Source organism: Ekhidna sp., from assembly GCF_039960695.1.
In the GTDB taxonomy this organism is placed as follows: Bacteria; Bacteroidota; Bacteroidia; order Cytophagales; family Cyclobacteriaceae; genus Ekhidna.
Map to the genome: position 1 here is coordinate 54,764 of NZ_JBDVKP010000006.1, position 17,796 is coordinate 72,559.

Sequence of the window (17,796 nt, forward strand, 5' to 3'; positions counted from 1 at the left end):
TTTAACAACAGATATAAAAACCTCTCCATCTGATGAGTGCAGAAAAGCGAAACTTTGTAGACGAATTTGAATCACCTGATTTTTATGTGTTGGATGATTTACTTACTGATGAACATAAACTTATACGATCATCTGTAAGAGATTTTGTAAAAAAGGAAATTACACCATTTGTGGAAGGATGGGCCGAAAAGAATCATTTCCCTGAAGAAATTGTAAAAAAATTTGGAGAGGTTGGTGCTTTTGGGCCAACGGTACCTTCGGAATACGGGGGTGGCGGATTGGATTACATTTCTTACGGGTTGATTATGCAAGAGATTGAACGCGGTGATTCAGGAATGAGGTCTACTGCATCAGTTCAGGGTTCTCTGGTGATGTATCCAATTTATGCATATGGCTCAGAAAAGCAAAGAAAAAAGTACCTACCAAAGCTTGCGTCAGGTGAAATGCTTGGCTGTTTTGGTCTAACAGAGCCAAATCACGGATCTAATCCAAGTGGTATGGAAACCAACTTCAAGGATATGGGGGATCATTATCTTTTGAATGGAGCCAAAATGTGGATTTCCAATTCTCCGAAAGCGGATATTGCTGTTGTATGGGGAAAGAATGAAGAAGGTAGGATTCATGGCTTAATAGTTGAGCGTGGCATGGAAGGTTTTACTACCCCAGAAACACATGGAAAGTGGTCTTTAAGAGCTTCTTGTACTGGAGAGCTTGTATTTAGTGATGTGAAAGTACCTAAAGAGAATTTGCTGCCAGGCAAAAATGGACTTGGTGCGCCGATGGGTTGTCTGGATAAGGCTAGGTTTGGTATTGCTTGGGGTGCAATTGGGGCTGCAATGGATTGTTACGATTCGGCAAAAAGATACTCAATAGAAAGAATACAGTTTGGTAAGCCCATAGGATCATTTCAATTGGTGCAGAAGAAATTGGCAGAGATGTTAACCGAAATCACAAAAGCTCAATTGCTGAATTGGAAGCTTGGTAAAATGATGGATGAGGGCAAAGCTAGTACTTCACAAATATCGATGGCCAAAAGGAATAGTGTAGAAGTTGCGCTGAATATTGCAAGGGAAGCGAGACAAATTCATGGTGGAATGGGAATTACTGGTGAATACCCTATGATGCGGCATATGATGAATTTAGAATCTGTATTGACTTATGAAGGAACGCATGATATTCATTTACTGATTCTCGGAGCTGAGATAACTGGAATACCAGCCTTTAAATGAATTATTTATAGATAATAGTCAAAACCACCTTCAATGGTGGTTTTTTTGTTTTCGATAGTCGTGAATAATTTGGTGCAAGCTTATGGCTAAAAAAAAGGCCCGATACTTAATCTTCGTGATTTGCATCGGACCAACCAACTATCCTTGGATAGATTTTTCTAGAGTCCTCGGTAACTCTTATAAGTTTTAACCAACTATGGTTCGAGATTAATCACTTTCTGTGAAACGGTATTGGTGTTACCCTTGAAAGTTTTTAAAAATACCCAGAAGTGGGTAGCGTTATCAGCAATTTATTATCAAGTGATAATATAAATACCATTTTTTGGGTATTTATTTTCATATGTGTGGTGGCTACCTTGCCTTAACTTATTACCACCACAACTATGAACTTGAAGTATGTTTGGCTTACACCGATACTCTTATTTTTTATTGGTCATAAAGCAACAGTAAGTCGGTCATCGCGCGAAGTGATGAGGCAGCTAACGGAAGCGCAAATTGTAGAGCCCGAATTGAATTTGGATGAATATTGGCCCTTCCCTGAAACAATTAGTGATGCGGATCCATATTTGTATGAGCTAGAAAAGAAACTTGCTGATCTTAAGCTGTGAAGGAATGCACCAATAGATTAATAGCTAAAGATTTGTTTATTTCGGTGTAGAAGCTGAGATGCACATTCAATAAGCCAACTCCTTCTTACATATCTCTTATGAGATGACTAATTAAAAGAACCAAGTTTTTTTCCGCGGCTTTTGCAGTAGAAATAATGTCTTCAATATTCACTGGAGAAAGATTGTCAGGGTCACATTCATCTGTAAGTACAGAGATGGCGGAAACAGGTAGATTCATTTGATTAGCCGCAATTACTTCTGGGACCGTACTCATTCCTACAACATCCGCTCCAATCATCCTTAAAAATCGATATTCAGCCTTAGTTTCGAGACTAGGACCTTCAACCGAGACATATACTCCCTTATTTAATTTTATTCCACTTTCTGCAGCTATAGAGAGAAGTTTTTTATTCATTTCTTCATCGTAGGGATTACTCATATCTGTGAATATCTGACCAAAAGCGGATGCTTCACGACCTCTTAATGGATTCTCAGGCTGAAGGTTAATATGATCTTCTATAAGCATAAGCTCACCTTTTTTCCAATCAAGATTCATGCAACCGCCAGCATTCGAAACTATGAGTTTTTTAATACCAAGATGTTGCATCACCCTTACTGGGAATACAACCTGACCCATGTTATGTCCTTCATAATAATGAAACCTTCCTTGCATGGCCACAACCTTCTTTCCTTCAAGCACTCCGTAGAGTAATCTTCCCTTATGAAACTCCACAGTAGCAATGGGAAAATGTGGGATGTTAGAGTAGACAAATTCATGTTCAATCTGAATTTCATCAGCAAGTGCACCTAGCCCCGTTCCAAGGATAATTCCAACTTCTGGACTGTCGAATCCTTTTTCTTTTAAGAATTTAACCGCCGCACTTACTTTTTCTATCATTTGCATATTTGGATTCTTTTTTTTGAGCTTGTATTTCTTAGAAATATCTAAATTGACTTGAAATTAAACAGACAACCATCACAATGAAAAAATTTCTTATCGCCTTCTTTTTAATTGCTTGTTTTGCCTGCCATTCTCAAGCTCCACTTACATCTACGAAAATGGAGCTATTTGGAGATCATATTTTTATTCATTTAAGTGTTGATGGATCTGAACCACTTGATTTTATCTTCGATACAGGAGACGGATTACCGGTGATTGATTTGGATATAGCAAAAAAATTAAATCTGGATTTAAATCACGCCTCCTCCAAAACAAGTGCTCAAGGAGCAATTAAAGGAGCATTGATTGATCATAACACTGTAGAACTTAATGGCATTCAGCTTGAGAAAGACATTCAACTCTATGCCACAAGCCTCAGACATTTAGAAATGAGTATTGGAAGAAATATTGATGGAATAATAGGCTACGACCTTTTACATCACTATGTAGTAAGACTGGATTACACGAATGAGATGTTTGAACTTTACACCCAAAGTACTTATGGCCATGATGGATTTGGCGAAAGCTTTGAGTTCAAACTGGATAATTACATTCCTCATATAGAAGGAGAGGTAACTCTAAATGATGGTGAAGTGATTGAAGGTGATTTTTTTATCAATACTGGTGCCGGCACAACACTTGATTTCAATACTAGGTTTGCAAAAAAAGAAGATGTCATTAATCGTACTGGAGAGCATTTTTCATATCCTGTTGCTGGTCTTGGCGAAACGGAGACGTTGCACTATGAAGGACGAGTAATGAATTTCGGATTCGGAACTTTTGATTTTAGCAAAATGCCAATTGGAATTAGCTCTGCCAAACATGGTATTCAGAACAACAAGAAAGTTGCAGGGATAATCGGTAACAAAGTCTTGAAGAGATTTAACATCACATTCGACTATTCAAGAGAAACAATCTATTTTGTTAAGAATAGAAATTTTGAAGATGCATTCAAAGTCAACGCAAGTGGTTTATATCTTCAGATGAGCGAAGATATGAACAAGGTGTTGGTACATCGTGTATATAATGATAGCCCAGCCAAAGTTGGTGGAATAAAGAAGGATGCTGAAATATTAAAAGTTAATGGGAAAGAGGTTAGTGAATATACTCTGCCAGAGCTAAGAGAGTTATTAGAACAAGTAAATGAAGACGTTGAACTAACACTGTGGCAAATGGGCGAAGAGAAGACATTTACATTGGATTTGAGTGCCTTAATTTAAGCACAATTAAGCTTTATCAATGGCCTGCAGGATAATCTTGCAGGCTTTTTTTATTTCATCTTCCGTAATGATTAGGGGAGGAGCAATTCGCATCGATTTATCATTGAATAAAAACCAGTCAGTAACTACACCCAACTCTATCGCTTTATCAATGATTGGTTTTAGAGTATCATAGGATTCAAATTCGACAGCCATCATCAGGCCTTTGCTTCTGACCTCTTTGATTTTTGGATGCTTTAGAAGTTTGTGAAAAAGCTTTTCTTTTTCCTTAATATCATTCAATAACCTTTCATCTAGAATAGTTTGTAGTGTAGCAAGAGAAGCTGCTGAAGAAACAGGGTGCCCACCAAAAGTTGAAATGTGACCTAGTACCGGATTTTCAGTAAATACTTGCATGATCTCCTTATTGGATATGAAGCAACCAATAGGCATTCCACCACCCATTCCTTTCGCACTAACCACCACATCAGGAATAATGTTATAATGTTCAAAAGCCCAAAAATTTCCAGTTCTACCAAAACCACATTGTATTTCATCCAAAATAAGCAGAGTACCAGTCTCATCACATTTTTGTCTAACGGCACTCCAGTATGCATTATTTGCGTGGCATACTCCAGCCTCACCCTGAATGGTCTCAACTATGAATGCTGCGGTTTCGTTAGTGATGGCTTCTAGTTGATCTCGATCTCCGTACTTTATATGGGAAACACCTGGAAGTAACGGACGATAATTCCGCTTAAAAGACTCAGATCCTGTCAAAGACAGTGCACCATGAGATGATCCATGATAAGCGTCATAACAAGATAAAATATTCGATCTTCCAGTGTATCTTTTGGCAAGCTTCATCGCTCCCTCAATTGCTTCACTTCCAGAATTAACGAGATAAACCGAGTTCAATCTCTTTGGAAGAGTGTTAGAAAGAGCTTCTGCTAATCTCACTTGTGGACTTTGGATAAACTCACCATAAACCATGATGTGCAGATGCTTATCTACCTGACTTTTTATAGCTTCAATCACTCTTGGATGTCTATGTCCTACATTCGAAACTCCAATTCCTGATATAAGATCTATGTAGTTCTTACCATCCACATCCTGCATATAAATACCGTTAGCGGAGAGCATTTCCAGCATAAGCGGTGCGTCGGATGTTTGAGCTAAGTGATTTAAGAAAAGTTGTCTTTGTGAAGGCATGATGCAAAGATGCAAGACAAAAAAAGCCGAGACAATTTATCTCGGCTTCCTTTTACATTTATATAAATGTCAGCTTTTACGCTGTATGGCTCTCTTGGCTTTTTCCACAATGTCATTGACACCTAATCCATACTTATCAAGAAGTTCTTCCGGCTTGCCACTTTCTCCAAATTGATTATTGACAGCCACGAATTCTTGCGGTACGAGATTGTTCCTTACAATTGTCTGAGCAATACTTTCGCCCAATCCTCCAGCAACCTGATGCTCTTCTGCTGATACTGCACATCCTGTTTTAGCTATTGACTTTAGAATTGAATCTTCATCAAGCGGCTTTATGGTATGAATATTGATTATTTCTGCTGAAATACCTTGTTCAGAGAGTATAGCTTCGGCCTCAATTGCTTTCCATACAAGGTGTCCTGTAGCAAAAATGGAAACATCACTACCTTCAATCAAGGTAATGGCTTTTCCAATTTCAAAAGGCTGATTTTCCATAAACATTGGCCAGCCCGGTCTTCCAAATCTTAAATAAACCGGGCCATGGTAGTCAGCTATTGCAATCGTTGCTGCCTTTGTTTGATGATAATCACATGGATTAATAACTGTAAAATTAGGAAGCATTTTAGTCATACCAATGTCTTCTAGAACCTGATGGGTAGCACCGTCTTCTCCAAGGGTAAGACCTGCGTGTGATGCACATACTTTCACATTCTTTTCAGAATATGCTATTGACTGCCTTAATTGATCATAAACTCTACTTGTTGAAAAATTTGCAAACGTTCCAGTGAAAGGTATTTTACCACCTGTAGCAAGTCCGGCAGCAATTCCCATCATGTTCGCTTCTGCAATCCCTACTTGGAAAAAGCGTTCAGGAAATTCCTTTTGAAAGGCGTTCATTTTCAATGATCCGGTCAAATCAGCACATAATCCAACAACATTGGGGTTCTTTTTTGCAACCTCAAGCAGACCGTCACCAAACCCTGATCTTGTGTCCTTTTTTTCTGTGTAGGTTAATTTAGTTTTCATATTAATTAAACTGATGTGGTTGGTTAGTAATCCCCTAAAGTTTCTTCAAGCTGGCTAAGAGCATCCGCGAGTTGCTCATCGTTTGGAGCCACGCCATGCCATTTGTGCGTGCCTTCCATAAAGTCTACACCCTTACCCATTTCAGTAGTCATTAATACCATGACTGGCTGGCCTTTACCAGATTTGCTTTTAGCATCTTCAAGTGTCCGGATAAGTTCTTCAATATTGTTCCCATTACATTCCAGGACCACCCATCCAAAAGATTCGTATTTAGCTTTAAGATTACCCAGATCATTGACTTCAGAAATCGGTCCATCAATCTGTTGGCCATTGTAGTCAATGGTTGCAATAAGGTTATCAACTTTATTATGAGCTGCAAAGATAGCAGCCTCCCAAACTTGACCTTCCTGTTGTTCTCCGTCTCCCATCAAAACGAAAACATTTCTATCATCTCCGTTAAGTTTTTTTGATAAGGCCACACCTATAGCAGCCGAAAGTCCTTGTCCGAGTGAACCTGAAGCAATCCTAACGCCTGGCAATCCTTCTTCAGTTGCAGGGTGTCCTTGCAATCTGGATCCTATTTTCCTGAATGTGGCAAGTTCTGCCACTTCAAAGAAGCCTGATCTCGCAAGAACACTATAAAACACAGGAGAAATATGACCATTGGATAAAAAGAATACATCCTCATCTTGTCCTTCCATATTGAATGATGAATCATATTTCATAATGTAACTATAGAGAGTTACAAAATACTCCGTGCAACCCAGGGATCCACCAGGGTGACCGGAGTTTACAGCATGAACCATTCGCACAATGTCACGACGCACTTGAGAGCAAATTCTTTTAAGATTTTCTAGGTTAGGAGGATTTGTCATAGATCAAAATTTAGGTCTGCAAAACTATTGTTTTCAACGAGAATATATGGAACAACATTGAAAATGATCTTTAAGGACCTATTCTCGAATGAAATCATTATGAGTGTACAAATGGTATACTCACATCCATTACGGGTATTGGTCTATGGGTTAGTCCACTGCCTTGCTCTAACATTATCGATCAATAAATATTTTTTTAACAATAAAAAGTAAAGTATGAAGAGGATTTTACTACTTACTACTTTGTTCTTTTTTGCTTTTTCACAATTGATAGCACAAAGAACAGTAACAGGTAAGGTCACCGATGATTCCGGTGAAGGTCTACCTGGCGTAAACGTTGTGATTAAGGGCACAACTACTGGCGTTACCACAGATCTAGATGGTAACTATCAAATCTCTGTAGATGATGGAGCATCACTTGTTTTTTCCTACGTAGGATTTGAAGGACAAGAGGTGGCTGTGGGTTCAAGAACTACAATTGATATTTCTATGAGTGGAGTCACGGAATTACAGGAAGTTGTTGTGACTGGTGTTGCAATTGGCACCTCCACAAAGAAGTTGGGATTTTCTGTTGCTAAAGTAAGTGAAGAGCAGCTCCAGAGAGTGCCAGCTACTGATCCTGGCAACGCTTTGCGTGGAAAAACTGCTGGTATTACAATAGTTCAACCTTCAGGTAATCCAACATCAGCTCCATCTATTCGACTAAGAGGATCGACAAATCTTGCGGGCAGTCAGAGCCCATTAATTATAGTTGATGGAGTGATTACCGACGGATCCCTCGCTGATATTAATATGAATGACGTTGAATCTATTGAAGTGGTCAAAGGAGCAGCCGCTTCTTCTTTGTATGGATCACTGGCAGGCAATGGAGTTGTTCAAGTCATTACTAAAAGAGGAAGAGGTGCCAAAGAGCCAGAATTAAATGTAAGAGCAGAGTACGGATTTTCTCAAATAGCGAGAGATTATCCCATAGCTGAAAGACACTACTTTATGTTAGACGGAAATGGTGATTTCATTTTGAATTCGGGAGGACAGCTCACGGAGGATGTTGCCGATCCAGATGGTTTGATGGATAATCCATACCCCGCAGATTTAAACTTTGATAATGTCAAAGCTTTAATTACTCCTCAGCCTTGGAGGAACTTATCTACCTCTGTAGGAGGAGGATCAGAAAATATTAATTATTATTTATCATATCAGAACCTTAATCAAAAAGGAATTCTTGATGGAGCTCCAGATTTCAACAGAAATTCAGTCAAATTGAATTTGGATTTTTCTCCAATTGAAAAAGTAGAAATAAAATCTACTATTAATTATATAAAGTCGTCTGGTCCCACGGTAAGAGAACAGGGACAAGGTTCAAGTAATTTGTTTTTTGCCGCTCTTACATTCCCTCAGTATATTGATTTGACTGAAAAGGATGAAAATGGCGATTATGTAGCAGCACCAGAAAGATCAACTTGGTTTGATGGAAATTTTTCATATAGCCCGTTATATTTTTTGCAAAATGCTGATTTCGGATTAGAAAGAGATCGGATAATCGGAGGGGTTGACGTTAGTTATAAACCACTTGACTGGTTGACCATAAATGGCGCAATTACGGTAGATAATAGTAATGAGAGATCAAGAACTTTCATTCCTAAAGGCTTTGAAACCAGAGAGCCAGGTTCATTGAATTTTGGTACTATCACTATGGGCACTGAACGAATAGGTACTCAAATTGCCTCAGGCTCCATTATAGCACAACGGAATTTTGGCGATTTTAATACCGCATTAACTTTAAAATACCTCTTTGAGGACAGGACTTATACTTATGAGCAAATAAATTCGTCGGAATTCCTCGCGAACGGAGTTAATACCGTTCAGAATGCTCCTCAAACTAATTTCGGCCTGTTTAATACGAGTCAACCTCAAACAGCGGAGAACTATTTCATCAATTTGGATATAGATTATCAGGATAAAATCATTGCAAGTGGACTAGTACGTAGAGATGGCTCTTCTTTGTTTGGATCTGATGCTCGCAGCAAGTGGTATTACAGAGGATCATTAGCATATAGACTTACTGAAGACTTTGATGTACCAGGTGTTCAGGAATTAAAGCTTCGAGGATCTATAGGGACATCTGGTCAAAGACCTTCTGTATGGTCCTCCCAATACGAAACATTCTCTGTTAGTCAGTCTGGCATTGTTGGAAGAAACTTTGGAAATGCAGACCTGCAACCATCTACTGTTAAGGAAATAGAGTTAGGGATTAATGTAGCATTTTTGAATAGATTTTTGTTCGAGTTTAATTACTCAGATTCTCGAGTAGAAGATGACATATTGCAGGTTCCACTATCTGCTACATCTGGATTTGCTTTTCAATATCAAAATGTTGCTAATCTTAAATCAACAGCATGGGAGTTTATGCTTTCAGGTGATGTTATGACTAAAGATGATTTCAATTGGAATTCAAACTTCAACTTAAGTACTAATGAAACTATTATTAGTTCCTTGAATGGCGTAGCTCCATTCACAAGAAATACTAATACTGCGATTCCTGTATTTAGAGTTGAGGAAGGACTACCATATGGTACTATCTACGGTAGAGATATAGTAACATCCATAGATCAATTGAATACAAATGAAGATGGTATAGTGTTAAATGATCCCCATTACATTGCTACGGGTCAAGGAGCTACTATCGATCAATATGTTACGAATGAAGATGGATATGTAGTTAGAGAGGCTTTCTATAACACATCCAATGAAAATGTAATGTTTGCAATGGATGAGAACGATCAATTCGTTGATAAGCAAATTGGTGATACTAACCCAGATTTCATAATGGGATTTGGTAATACACTTACTTATCAAGGACTTTCTTTATACATACTTTTAGATTATCAGTACGGAGCTGATATCTATAATTATACCAAGCAGCTACTCTATTTTAACTATAGACACCAAGATCAGGTTGAGTATGCATCTGTAGGTAAGCATAGAAACTACAGCGGGCCTAGTAGCAATATATACTATGGTCAAGGGGCCACCTCTCATTTTGTAGAAGATGGCACATTCTTAAAAGTGCGTGAAATTTCTTTATCCTATTTGTTGAATTCTGAACAACTAGGTTCGGTTGCTAATGTGATCAAAAGTGCCAGGATTTCAGTATCGGGGCGTAATTTATTCACATTCACCAATTATTCTGGCTGGGATCCGGAGGTTGGTTTAGGGGATAATCCAACAAACTTCAGAATGGATGAATATTCTTATCCAAACTTTAGAACCTATACCGCATCTCTTCAACTTAAATTTTAAACAATATGAAGATTTTAAAGAGAATATGTTTGTTAACGCTTCTAGTTTTCGCTCAGTCATGTGCGGAGCTTGATGTTGAAAATACTAATGCGCCGGATGCTGATAGAGCATTAGCGAGTAGTACGGACTTGATTAGTTTAGTTACAGGTGGTATGGGTGATGTGTTTTATGGACAAACTGCAAATTCTGGTCCTAATCATATGGCACTTCAGGCTGACATTCTAACTGCGACCAATAATGCTTATGGATTTTGGCATGTTTGTGATCAGCCGCGAAGAGAATTGGTAAATAGTACGGGATATCCAGAATATCATATTTTCGATACGCCATGGACACTAAATAATACTGCTGTTGCTAACTTAAATCTTGTAATTAATCGAATTGTAAAAGATGAAACTATTATTCTCAATGAATCGGGAGATGATGTTTCACAGCAATTATTGGCTTGGGCTTACATGACAAGGGGGGTAGCACTAGGTTCTACAGGTATGGTCTTTGACAGAGGTTACGCTGCTCTAGAGGAAGTTCCTGCCACAGAATTAGTCCTTGTAGACTTCCCTGAAGTTATTGATGCAGCAGTTACATCTTTTGATAGAGCTATCGAAGCGGCAAATGGTGCTTCTTCGTTTGAATTAGATTTTTTTGGCAATATCTATTCAAAAGATTATTTCATCGCGCTATGTAACAGTTACGCTGCTCGATATGCAGCATCTTCTGCTAGAAATAGTTTACAGGCAGCTAATTTAGATTGGGCAGCAATACTTGATTATGCAGAAAAGGGAATTACTGAAAGTTTTATACCTATTTCTGATAACTCTGCTATCGCTGCAGAAAACATATCATTTATTGAATCTCCTATAGCTTCTGATGCTACATATATTCCTGCCGATCAAAAGATTGCTTGGTTGTTTGATCCAGTAAATATGCCTAAGAATTATCCTTCAGATGCCACAGTATTGGATCCTCCGGAGACTGATGATGCAAGGTATGATTTGTACTATTTCTACTCAACGAACTTTGGGTTCCTAAATGCCTCAAGGAATAGGTCGATGTTTAGCAATATGAACTATAACAGATATCCCGAGTTGAGAGGAAATGCGTCATATGCAAATACACCGGTTCCATTGATGTACGCAGCTGAGATGTTATATCTACGTGCTGAAGCTGAATGGTATCTTGGAGATAATTCAACAGCCTTAGGCTTAATTAACTCAGGTCCTAGATCAACAGTTGGTGGTCTTGAGGATGAATTATGTAGTACTGATGACTGCCTAGAGCATCTACTACATTATGAGTACAGCATAGAGCTAGCCCATTCAGGTATGGGTATAGGTTGGGCCTATATGAGAAGACATGACCTACTTCAAATTGGTACACCGCTTCACTGGGCTGTACCTGCACGTGAACTCGAAGTTTTAGGACAGGAAGTTTACACGTACGGAAGTCCAATTAAAGCGGATGGGGTAAATACTGCAGATGGTAGTAATTCTTGGACTAATAACTAATTAATATTATGAAAAAATATATTTTTCCATTAATTGTCCTAGTGACAGTTTTTACTTCCTGTGATCCAGATGATCCAGGATTTGAATCAGTTGATTTTGCTTCAATTGATAGTGTATACAACGTTGTTTCTGGTGAGACCACCGTTGTAGCGGGTACCAATTTTAATTTTTCTGTCAAAAATCGACAAGGATCTTCTTATGAATTCTTCATAACTGGTTACAATGCTACATTCGTGAACGATAATACATATCCTTTTATTGGTACTGGTACATTTGAGTACTTTGATTCTGGAGATCCTGTTAATGCTACCGTAGAAGTCAGAGAAACTACTTCATGGGGGATAAATGAAACGTTTACTTATGATATTGTAGTTGTACCATACAGCAATGATTTCAGTCCAGAGGAAATGTATTCAGGTACCACTCAATATTTACGTTTAGATAATTTGTTTGGTGGCTCTTCTTATAACTGGTCTATTTCAGGTGCCGATAATGCAATGTTGAGTAGTACAGATAGTACAGTAGCTGTTTTAACCACTACAGCGAAGGCAACTGACGATGTAGCAACAGTGACTGTAGTAGAAACTACCGCAACAGGGGATGCAACTGAGTACTCCTTTGAAATAAATATTCTTGCATATTGTGCATATGGCCTTGAAGCGATAGATGGAACTGTTTTTGGAACAACCGAGTACGATTTGAGCTATGGTTCACAGGGTTCTGTGGGTAACTTTGGAGGTGATTATTCCAGTATTGCTTCATTTGATTTCGATGGAACTTCAATTATTGCTAACGATTTGAATGTTAACTGGATGGTGGATTTTTGGGGGGAAACGATAGACGTCCAAAATCCAGTTACAATTAAAGCCGACGAGCTTGGCTTGATTTTGACAATTGATGAGCAAGTATATATGAATACCACATATAATGATGCTCCATACACTTATACGATAGATGGGTCTGGATTAGTTGATGGATGTTTAGGAACTTTTATTCTTGAATGGAATCTATGTAGTGTAGAAGATGGATATTGTTTACCTTTTAGGATGGAAGGCGAATTGCCAAATTAGAATTCTGATAACGATATAAGTTCGAAATGTTAAATATGAAACCTGCAGAGTGGTCTGCAGGTTTTTTTGTGGAATCTTAAAGAAGCACAAGAAAAAGTACAGAGTTAGAGGCATAGACTTAATGAGAGCCAACCACCAATGAAATTAAATTATAGTTGTTAAAACAATAACTTCAATTAAAATCGTCGCAATTACAATGTTACCTTATTGTTAAAGTTGGGATAATTGACTTACTTTGATGGATTAGTAACCTATTTTTTTAACAAAACAAAGTAAAGTATGAAGAGGATTTTACTACTTACTACTTTGTTCTTTTTTGCCGTCACATGTCTGATGGCACAGAGAACAGTGTCCGGTAAGGTCACCGATGATTCCGGTGAGGGATTACCGGGTGTGAACGTTGTGATTAAAGGCACAACAACAGGTGTTACCACAGATCTAGATGGTAACTATCGTATCTCCGTTGATGAAGGAGCTACGCTTATTTTCTCCTATGTTGGATTTAATACTCAAGAGGTATCAGTAGGATCGAGAACTACAATCGATCTTTCTATGTCTGGAGCCACTGAACTTCAAGAAGTAGTTGTTACTGCTTTTGGAGTGGAACGGGAAAAGAAAGCTTTGGGTTATAGCGTGCAGAGTGTTGATAGTAAAGCTATTACCGATGCTGCCGCTCAAAATCCAATTGATGCCTTAAGTGGTAAAGCTGCTGGGGTACAAGTTATCCGTTCTTCGGGTACAGCTGGAGGAGGATCTAGAGTAACTATTAGAGGTGTTACGTCCATGGTTGGAGATAATCAGCCCCTTATAGTAATAGATGGAGTTCGAGTAAACAATGAAACTTATTCAAGTGAGGCTCAAACAGCGGGTACTTCTCAATCTAATAGATTGATGGACCTTAACCCTGATGATATTGCATCAATGAACGTACTTAAAGGTGCTGCTGCAACTGCTCTATACGGTACAGCTGGATCTACAGGAGTAATTGTAATTACTACAAAAAAGGGAAGCAAAGGTCAAGCACTTGATGTGAGTTTTACTTCAAGTGTACAATTTGATCGTGTTTCTACTTTACCGAAACTACAATCAACATATGCTCAAGGATGGTCAGGTGCTTACGATGCACCGGAAACTGGAAGCTCAACATCTTGGGGACCTCATCTGTCGACCCTAAGCTACGATGGAGATTCAAGTTACCCATATGACAAAAATGGTAGAATTGTAAGTGCAACGGATGCAAGCGCAAATGGTCAAGCAGTTAACAGTTATGATAATACTGGTGATTTCTTTCAGACCGGTAAAGCATTTACCAACTCAATTGCAATTGCTGGAGGAGGCGAGACAGCTTCTTTCCGTTTATCTTATTCAAACCATACTCAAGAAGGAATTATTCCTAACAATAAGTATGACAGGAATACTCTTAAGTTAGCTTCAGATCTTCAAGCTACTGATAAGCTAAGATTCTCAGGATCAATCAACTATACAAGATCTGATCATGTTAGAATCCAGCAAGGTTCGAATACCTCAGGTATCAACCTTGGTCTATTCAGAACTCCAGTAACATTTGATAATTCAAATGGATTTGGAGCTGGAGCTGTAGATCAGCCTTCTTCATACATTTTTGAAGATGGATCACAAAGAAACTATCGTGGTGGTGGTGGTTATGACAACCCTTTCTGGGTAGTTAACCTTGCGCAAAGATTGGAAAATGTAGATAGAGTTTTTGGTAACTTGATGGTTACATATGATTTCAGTCAGTGGGTCAAAGTATCATTAAATGTTGGTACTGACTTTACAAGTGATGAGAGAAAGCAGGAATTCGAAATTAATTCAAGAACTGCTCCAGGAGGTCGTGTGATTCATGACGATTATACGGTTAACCAAACAGATGCATACTTGCAAATCTCAGGTGGTGGCCAGTTTGATCAAATTGGGTTTAACTACTCAGCGGGAGTAAATCTATTTAACTACCGATTTGATAATTCATTAACAACTGGTAATTCACTAGCTTCTCAAGGCTTTGTCAATATGGCTAATGCTTCTGACGTGACTAATGTAAGAACTATTAATCGCTACAGAACAATGGGTATTTTCGCAACAGCTGAGGCAAATTATGCGAATACAGTATTCTTAACTTTGACAGCTAGACAAGATTATGATTCTCGACTAAGTGCACCAAGTAAAGATTTTGCTGCAGGTGATATTGGTTTTATCTATCCATCAGTTAGTACCTCATTTGTATTTTCTGAATTATTGGATGTTGATTTCTTAACTTTTGGTAAAGTAAGAGCTTCATGGGCTCAAGTGGGTGCAGGTCCGCCGAACCCATATTCAACTTCTTCTGTTTTCGTTTCTTCGAATGTTGGAGATGGCTGGGGTGACAATATTCCATTCCCGCTTGGTGGTGTAACAGGATTCGAGTTATCAGGAACGCTAGGGAATCCAGAATTGACTCCTGAATCAACTACTTCTGTTGAATTAGGTTTAGACGTACGATTCCTTGATGGAAGAATTGGTTTGGATGCAGCATACTTCAAGAGAGAAACAAAAGATGCTATTCTTCAAGCTTCATTGCCTAGATCAACAGGATACACCAGTGTATGGTTAAACTCTGGAGCAATGACTTCAGACGGAATAGAGCTAACACTTGATGGTGATATTCTTAACTCAGGAGATTTGAGATGGAATACTAGTATCAACTTCACAAAATTCAAATCTGTTGTTGATGAACTTGCTCCAGGACTGGAAAGATTCCAGATAGGTGGATTTACCGGAACGGGTATTTTCTTGATAGCTGGTAACCAATACGGTGCAATTTTTGGAGGTGCTTACCTTCGAGAAGGAGCTGGTGGAGCAAATGATGATGGACTAAATATTCCTGATGGCGAAATCGTTATTAACGATGATCCAGCAAGTGGAGAATATGGATTCCAAATTCCTGATCCATCACTGAGAGCTATTGGAAATAGCAATCCGGATTTCCAGGTTGGTTTTAAGAATAGTATAGACTACAAACGATTTAATTTCTCGTTCTTGCTAGATTGGAAACAAGGTGGTGAGATGTGGAACGGAACAAACTGGGCACTTACTTTCTTTGGCACATCTCAGCTTACAGCTGATACCAGAGAAGAAGCTCCATTTGTAATACCAGGTGTGAAACAATCTGATGGTACGCCAAATGATATTCCTATCGTTAGAGGTCAGAATTACTGGACAAGCTCTCTAGGAGGATTTGGTAGTGTTGATGAGCAGTTTATTCAGTCTACTTCATGGATAAGATTAAGAGAGGTTTCTCTTTCTTACAGATTCGATACATCAAACATATTGAATGGATTCTTTGACGCTGCGTCATTAGGATTCTACGGAAGAAACCTATGGTATGACACACCTTACGATGGTGTTGATCCTGAAACTAGTTTGGTTGGTACAGGGAATGCTCAAGGGTTAGATTATTTTAACCAAGCGAGCTCAAGATCTTACATTGTAAGACTTAACCTTAACTTTTAATTTCTAAAGAGACTAAACATGAAAAATATATTTAAAGCAATAACACTTGCTTTTGGTGTCCTAGTGATGTCAAGTTGTGAAAGTTATTTAGGAGGGGATCTGAATGAGAATCCAAACTCCCCTACAGACGCTCCAGTATCAGTTGTTTTGCCAGTTGGACTGGTAAATGCCGCTGATTTGACTGGTGGATTTTTCTCAAGAAGTACAGGCGTTTTGACGCAGCAAGTTGAAGGAGTTGCGCGTCAATGGTCTTCTATTAACAATTATTCCAGTTTCAACCCTGCGTATGCAAACACAGGATGGAATAACATGTATGAGAATACTTTGATTGAATTCTTTACGGTTAAGGAAAAGGCAGCAGAACTTGGATACGCTCACTATGAGGGTGTAGCTGATATAATGATTGCCTATTGCTTAATGTTAGCTACTGATGTATGGGATGATATTCCTTACAGCGAAGCTCTTCAAGGAACGGATGTTCTACAGCCAGGACTTGATACACAAGCTGAAATTTATACTGAAGTATTTGCATTCTTGAATTCTGGAGCGACATTGCTAGCAGGATCTGATGGAGGCTTAGCTCTTGGTTCTGATGATGTTATCTATGGTGGCAGCGCGAGTCAATGGATAAAGGCAGCATCTGCTCTTGAAGCCAGAGCTCAGCTTCACAATGGTAATTATGCTGCGGCATTAACTGCAGCTCAAAATTCATTCACTAGTTCAAGTGATAATCTAGCTTATCAGTACCCGGGAGGAGATGCAGGAGCTGGTCAGTGGTATCGATTCAATCGAGATAGAACTGGTGACATTGAATTCCATCCGACAATGGAGGGAATTATGGAAGGTTTGGGTGATACCTGGAGAGAGCCAGTATTCGACAATACTTTCATTACATCGCATCCATATTTGACTGATGATTTCAATCAAGAATTAATCACTTACAGAGAGATTAAGTTTATTGAGGCAGAGTGCATTTCAAGAACTACAGGAGATCCTACTACGGCATTTCTCGCTGGAGTTCAAGCGCATTTTGATCATTTGGGAGTTGGAGGATACGCAACTTATGTTGCAGCAAACTATGCTGCAGCACCTTCACTCAATCAAATCATGACTGAGAAGTATATAGCTATGTTCTTACAGCCTGAAGCTTATAATGATTGGAGAAGAACTAATGTTCCTTCTTTAACTCCAACATCTGGCTCAGCTGTACCTGTTCGCTTCCCTTATGGTGAAGATGAAATTACGTTCAATACAAATGTGACGGATGTTGATATTTTCACATCAAATGTTGGATGGGACAACTAATAGTTATTTAAATGAAATAT

12 protein-coding genes are annotated in these 17,796 nt (G+C 38.7%); 8 read left to right on the plus strand and 4 right to left on the minus strand.

Annotation, left to right across the window (positions count from 1 at the left end):
- Positions 1-32: 32 nt before the first annotated feature.
- Both ABJG98_RS04075 and ABJG98_RS04080 read left to right on the plus strand, forming a co-directional pair.
- Positions 33-1,229: an acyl-CoA dehydrogenase family protein gene (locus tag ABJG98_RS04075; RefSeq protein WP_348278200.1), complete on the plus strand. Its 1,197-nt coding sequence runs from the start codon at positions 33-35 to the stop codon at positions 1,227-1,229.
- A gap of 383 nt (positions 1,230-1,612) precedes the next feature.
- Complete coding sequence (locus ABJG98_RS04080) at positions 1,613-1,837, plus strand: hypothetical protein (RefSeq protein ID WP_348278201.1); 225 nt, start codon at positions 1,613-1,615, stop codon at positions 1,835-1,837.
- An 85-nt stretch (positions 1,838-1,922) separates the two neighbouring features.
- Here ABJG98_RS04080 and ABJG98_RS04085 read toward each other — a convergent pair whose 3' ends face one another.
- Positions 1,923-2,735, minus strand: a complete 813-nt coding sequence (locus ABJG98_RS04085) for a purine-nucleoside phosphorylase (RefSeq protein WP_348278202.1) — start codon at positions 2,733-2,735, stop codon at positions 1,923-1,925.
- Positions 2,736-2,818: 83 nt separating this feature from the next.
- Here ABJG98_RS04085 and ABJG98_RS04090 point away from each other — a divergent pair, with 83 nt between their 5' ends.
- Entirely contained in the window at positions 2,819-3,997 is a 1,179-nt protein-coding gene (locus ABJG98_RS04090; protein ID WP_348278203.1) for an aspartyl protease family protein, read from the plus strand.
- A 6-nt stretch (positions 3,998-4,003) separates the two neighbouring features.
- Here ABJG98_RS04090 and ABJG98_RS04095 read toward each other — a convergent pair whose 3' ends face one another.
- From ABJG98_RS04095 to ABJG98_RS04105, 3 genes are all read right to left on the minus strand, one after another.
- Entirely contained in the window at positions 4,004-5,188 is a 1,185-nt protein-coding gene (locus ABJG98_RS04095; RefSeq protein WP_348278204.1) for an aspartate aminotransferase family protein, read from the minus strand.
- A 69-nt stretch (positions 5,189-5,257) separates the two neighbouring features.
- A complete protein-coding gene (locus ABJG98_RS04100) occupies positions 5,258-6,214 on the minus strand; it encodes a transketolase C-terminal domain-containing protein (RefSeq protein WP_348278205.1) in 957 nt (318 codons plus the stop codon).
- Between the two features lie 23 nt (positions 6,215-6,237).
- Entirely contained in the window at positions 6,238-7,089 is an 852-nt protein-coding gene (locus ABJG98_RS04105; RefSeq protein WP_348278206.1) for a transketolase, read from the minus strand.
- A 216-nt stretch (positions 7,090-7,305) separates the two neighbouring features.
- On the opposite strand from ABJG98_RS04105, the gene ABJG98_RS04110 reads away from it, so the two are divergent.
- From ABJG98_RS04110 to ABJG98_RS04130, 5 genes are all read left to right on the plus strand, one after another.
- Positions 7,306-10,389 carry a SusC/RagA family TonB-linked outer membrane protein gene (locus ABJG98_RS04110; protein WP_348278207.1) on the plus strand — a complete coding sequence of 1,028 codons (3,084 nt, stop codon included), beginning with the start codon at positions 7,306-7,308 and terminating at the stop codon, positions 10,387-10,389.
- Positions 10,390-10,394: 5 nt separating this feature from the next.
- Positions 10,395-11,894: a hypothetical protein gene (locus ABJG98_RS04115; RefSeq protein ID WP_348278208.1), complete on the plus strand. Its 1,500-nt coding sequence runs from the start codon at positions 10,395-10,397 to the stop codon at positions 11,892-11,894.
- A gap of 8 nt (positions 11,895-11,902) precedes the next feature.
- Positions 11,903-12,964, plus strand: a complete 1,062-nt coding sequence (locus tag ABJG98_RS04120; protein WP_348278209.1) for a hypothetical protein — start codon at positions 11,903-11,905, stop codon at positions 12,962-12,964.
- Positions 12,965-13,243: 279 nt separating this feature from the next.
- On the plus strand, positions 13,244-16,471 hold the full coding sequence (locus ABJG98_RS04125; protein ID WP_348278210.1) for a SusC/RagA family TonB-linked outer membrane protein: 3,228 nt from the start codon (positions 13,244-13,246) through the stop codon (positions 16,469-16,471).
- Between the two features lie 18 nt (positions 16,472-16,489).
- The gene (locus ABJG98_RS04130; RefSeq protein WP_348278211.1) at positions 16,490-17,776 is read left to right on the plus strand and encodes a SusD/RagB family nutrient-binding outer membrane lipoprotein; all 1,287 of its coding nucleotides are present in this window, start codon (positions 16,490-16,492) and stop codon (positions 17,774-17,776) included.
- Positions 17,777-17,796: the final 20 nt, after the last annotated feature.

Coding starts and splice junctions, on each gene's coding strand:
- ABJG98_RS04075 (WP_348278200.1), top strand. CDS start 33: ATGAGTGCAGAAAAGCGAAACTTTGTAGACGAATTTGAATCACCTGAT.
- ABJG98_RS04080 (WP_348278201.1), top strand. CDS start 1,613: ATGAACTTGAAGTATGTTTGGCTTACACCGATACTCTTATTTTTTATT.
- ABJG98_RS04085 (WP_348278202.1), bottom strand. CDS start 2,735: ATGATAGAAAAAGTAAGTGCGGCGGTTAAATTCTTAAAAGAAAAAGGA.
- ABJG98_RS04090 (WP_348278203.1), top strand. CDS start 2,819: ATGAAAAAATTTCTTATCGCCTTCTTTTTAATTGCTTGTTTTGCCTGC.
- ABJG98_RS04095 (WP_348278204.1), bottom strand. CDS start 5,188: ATGCCTTCACAAAGACAACTTTTCTTAAATCACTTAGCTCAAACATCC.
- ABJG98_RS04100 (WP_348278205.1), bottom strand. CDS start 6,214: ATGAAAACTAAATTAACCTACACAGAAAAAAAGGACACAAGATCAGGG.
- ABJG98_RS04105 (WP_348278206.1), bottom strand. CDS start 7,089: ATGACAAATCCTCCTAACCTAGAAAATCTTAAAAGAATTTGCTCTCAA.
- ABJG98_RS04110 (WP_348278207.1), top strand. CDS start 7,306: ATGAAGAGGATTTTACTACTTACTACTTTGTTCTTTTTTGCTTTTTCA.
- ABJG98_RS04115 (WP_348278208.1), top strand. CDS start 10,395: ATGAAGATTTTAAAGAGAATATGTTTGTTAACGCTTCTAGTTTTCGCT.
- ABJG98_RS04120 (WP_348278209.1), top strand. CDS start 11,903: ATGAAAAAATATATTTTTCCATTAATTGTCCTAGTGACAGTTTTTACT.
- ABJG98_RS04125 (WP_348278210.1), top strand. CDS start 13,244: ATGAAGAGGATTTTACTACTTACTACTTTGTTCTTTTTTGCCGTCACA.
- ABJG98_RS04130 (WP_348278211.1), top strand. CDS start 16,490: ATGAAAAATATATTTAAAGCAATAACACTTGCTTTTGGTGTCCTAGTG.